Origin of the sequence: uncultured Methylibium sp., assembly GCF_902826655.1 — a bacterium.
Lineage (GTDB): Bacteria > Pseudomonadota > Gammaproteobacteria > Burkholderiales > Burkholderiaceae_C > Methylibium.
Genome location: NZ_CADEFR010000122.1, coordinates 1 through 3,298 on the forward strand (window position 1 = coordinate 1; position 3,298 = coordinate 3,298).

General features: G+C 64.7%; 3 protein-coding genes. 1 reads left to right on the plus strand and 2 read right to left on the minus strand.

Translation table 11 applies throughout. The features are described from left to right. Positions 1–251: 251 nt before the first annotated feature. Positions 252–1,235, minus strand: coding sequence for an IS5 family transposase (locus tag QZV97_RS20580; RefSeq protein ID WP_295647245.1), 984 nt, complete (start codon positions 1,233–1,235; stop codon positions 252–254). 103 nt (positions 1,236–1,338) lie between these two features. Then, positions 1,339–1,860, minus strand: coding sequence for a GNAT family N-acetyltransferase (locus tag QZV97_RS20585; protein WP_295647247.1), 522 nt, complete (start codon positions 1,858–1,860; stop codon positions 1,339–1,341). A 199-nt stretch (positions 1,861–2,059) separates the two neighbouring features. On the opposite strand from QZV97_RS20585, the gene QZV97_RS20590 reads away from it, so the two are divergent. After that, the gene (locus QZV97_RS20590; protein ID WP_295647249.1) at positions 2,060–3,076 is read left to right on the plus strand and encodes an IS110 family transposase; all 1,017 of its coding nucleotides are present in this window, start codon (positions 2,060–2,062) and stop codon (positions 3,074–3,076) included. Positions 3,077–3,298: the final 222 nt, after the last annotated feature.

Genomic DNA, 3,298 nt, shown 5'->3' on the forward strand with positions numbered 1-3,298 from the left:
TCACGCGGCTCGAGGGGATTCATTCGCTTGACAGACGGGGAAGCCCTTGTAGTTGAGCTAACCGGACCGTTGCGGTATGCGGCTAAAGGCCCAGAATGAAATGGCGGGCCTTTAGGGACGCGCTGATCAATGGCCAAGTTGAGCGGCCAGCATCTGCCTGAAGCCCGGCGCGCTCCGAACGAAGGCGAGGCCGGAGCCGTGGTCAGCCCGCACGCCCCCGTTTTCGCCCTTTTCTGGGCCGTTCCGTCTGATCAAGACGCACCTCGGGCTTGGAGGTCCATCAGCGACCGCTTGGCGATCACCAGATTGGCCAGCCCGAACAGCGTGAACAACTGCCCTTGGTTCTTGGCCAGCCCCTTGTAGCGAACCTTGCGATGGCGGAACAGGTTCTTCACCACATGGAACGGGTGCTCGACCTTTGCGCGCACGCTGGCCTTCAGCTGCTCGGCCTTCTCCAGCAGCCGCGCCCACTTCTTCGTCAGGTCCAGCGCCCGGCGCTTGCCCGGTTGCATGGCGATGAACCACGTCGGCCCTTGGGCCTCGGGCCGCTTGTCGGCACCGCGGTAGCCGGCATCACCGAACGCCGACTTCTCCTGCCCGTGCAGCAGCGCGCCGGCCTGCGTCACGTCGTTGACGTTGGCCGCCGTACCGATGACCGTGTGCACCAGCCCGGACTCGGCATCCACTCCGATGTGCGCCTTCATCCCGAAATGCCACTGGTTGCCCTTCTTCGTCTGGTGCATGTCGGGGTCGCGTTCGCCCTTGGCGTTCTTCGTCGAACTCGGCGCGGCGATGATCGTGGCGTCCACGATGGTGCCCGCGCGCATCAGTAGCCCCTTCTCGGACAGGTGCGCGTTGATCTCGTCGAACAGCGTCTTGGTCAGATCGTTGGCCAGCAGCAGGCGCCGGAACTTCAGCAGCGTCGTGGCGTCAGGCACCGACTCGCGCGACAGGTCGATGCCCACGAAGTCGCGCATCGACTGGCTGTCGTACAGCGCGTCTTCCAGCGCCTCATCGGCCAGGCCGTACCACTGCTGCAGGCAGTACATGCGCAGCATCTTCGGCACGCCGATGGGCGGTCGGCCGACCCGGCCGCTGCGCGGGTACGACGGCGCAATCGCTGCTTCCAGCCGCGCCCACGGGACGATGCGCTCCATCTCGGCGAGGAACTCCTCGCGCCGCGTGCGCTTCTTCTTCAAGGCGTACTCGGCACTGGCAAAGCTGCGTTGGCTCATGCCGTGATGCTGCCGTCGAAGCGCCGATCCCGCATCGCGGTCAGCCCGGATAAATCAGCGTTTCCTTAGCCGCATGCCGCAATGGGTCCGGTTGAGCGAATTGTTAGGCCGCATTGTTGGTTGCCTGAGGGGCGAGGCGCTTCGTCATGAGGACGCTTAAGAAGTTCGTGTGTGGCCGCCAGTCACAGGTGCCGACCTGAGCATAGCCCCAGGACCGGTACATCTCGATCAGCTCAGTTGCGGGCTCGGCTGTGTGGAGCGCCATGACTTGGCAACCCTCGAGAACGGCATGTTGCAGAGCAGCATCGTGGATGCGCTTTCCGTAGCCCTTGCCCTTATGTGTTGGCGCGACGGCAAACTGACCGAAAGACCACGTGTACTCGTCGCGCAGGAGCGGAACCTTGGACTCGGGGTCTGGTTTGCTGAGCGTGATGGTGGCGATCAGTTCTCCATCTAGCTCGCCAACGAAACCGACGCCTTGGGAAAGGCGCTTGGCTGTGTCCGCAACGGACTGGTGGGTTGCCCAATAGCGAAGCCCCTTCAATGCATGCGGCGCATAGGCGGCACGAATCAGAGCAGTGAGTTCTACCAAGTCTTCAGTCTCGGCTGTTCTTCGGATGAGCATGCTGGCGCCTTGGTTAGTTTTGCGGTCTAACGACTTGGGTTACGAATTTCCGTTTCTGAGGAGCGGCGGCCTCACGATATGCGGCCTAACGAATGAAAGGGACTTCCCCGTCCCGAGCCCGCGGTGAAGCGGAGTACGGCAACGAAGTGCCACGATGGGAAGTGCGACGTCTCATCAACTCACTCGGAAGGGGAAGTCCATGGCCATTGTCCACATCGGCATCGATCTCGCCAAGAACGTGTTTGCAGTTCATGGGGTGGATGAACACGGCAAGCCGGCGCTGGTGCGACCCAGCGTGCCGCGCGCCCGGCTGCACGAGCTGATCGCCGCCCTGCCGCCGTGCACGGTGGCGATGGAGGCCTGCTCGGGCGGCCACCACTGGGCCCGGCTGTTCGCGGTCCACGGCCACAGCGTGCGCCTGATCGCCCCCAAGTTCGTCGCCCCGTACCGCATGAGCGGGGTGCGCGGCAAGAACGATGCGGCCGACGCGGCAGCGATCTGCGAGGCGGTGCAGCGACCTGCCATGCGCTTCGTGCCCGTGAAGTCCATCGACCAGCAGGCCCGCCTGATGGTGCACCGGGCCCGGCAAGGCTATGTCGAGGCCCGCACCGCCTGCATCAACCGGCTGCGCGGCCTGCTCAGCGAGCTGGGCATCGTGCTGCCACTCAAGGCCGCCACGGTGCGGCGCGAGGCCGGCACGGCCCTGGAGGACCTGCCGGGCTGGGCCAACACCGTCGTGGGCGATCTGCTGAGTGAACTGCACCGGCTCGACGAGCGCATTGCCACCTACGACCAGCACATCCTGGTCATCGCCCGCGAGGACGAGCGCGCCAGGCAGCTGATGCGCCTGTCGGGCGTAGGCCCGACGACCGCGACCGCCATGCTGGCGATGATCGGCAATGGCCACGAGTTTCGCTGCGGTCGCCAGTTCGCGGCCTGGCTGGGCTTGGCGCCGGGGCAGTACAGCTCGGGTGGCAAGACGCGGCTGGGGCGCATCACCAAGGCAGGCGACGCGTACCTGCGCACGATGCTGATCCTGGGCGCGCGGGCGGTGCTCGCAGCGGCGAAGAACAAGACCGACAGCCTGAGCCGCTGGGCGCTCGCGCTGCAGGAGCGCCGGGGTTACTGGAAGGCGGTGGTGGCGATTGCGGCCAAGAACGCGCGCATGTGCTGGGCGATGCTGGCCAAGGGTGAGGACTTCAAGCTGCCAGCTTAGCCAACCGCCGATACCAACACCGCTGACCGAGAAGAAGACCGAACCGATTTCTCTTCCACCGCGTGATGCAAAGCGTTGATGAGCAAGGTTGGACCTGCGCAGGAAGTGCCTGATCATTTCAAGGTGGCGCTGCATGCAGCGACCGCGGCTAACGAATGAGGCTCCTGCGGGCCCCTCGTCGTTTCGTGTGGAATCCAACAGTCAGAATCGATGGTCGTCGTC

Bases quoted from the DNA above. Each gene is read 5' to 3' on its own strand.
- QZV97_RS20590 (WP_295647249.1), top strand. From the start codon at position 2,060: ATGGCCATTGTCCACATCGGCATCGATCTCGCCAAGAACGTGTTTGCA.
- QZV97_RS20580 (WP_295647245.1), bottom strand. From the start codon at position 1,235: ATGAGCCAACGCAGCTTTGCCAGTGCCGAGTACGCCTTGAAGAAGAAG.
- QZV97_RS20585 (WP_295647247.1), bottom strand. From the start codon at position 1,860: ATGCTCATCCGAAGAACAGCCGAGACTGAAGACTTGGTAGAACTCACT.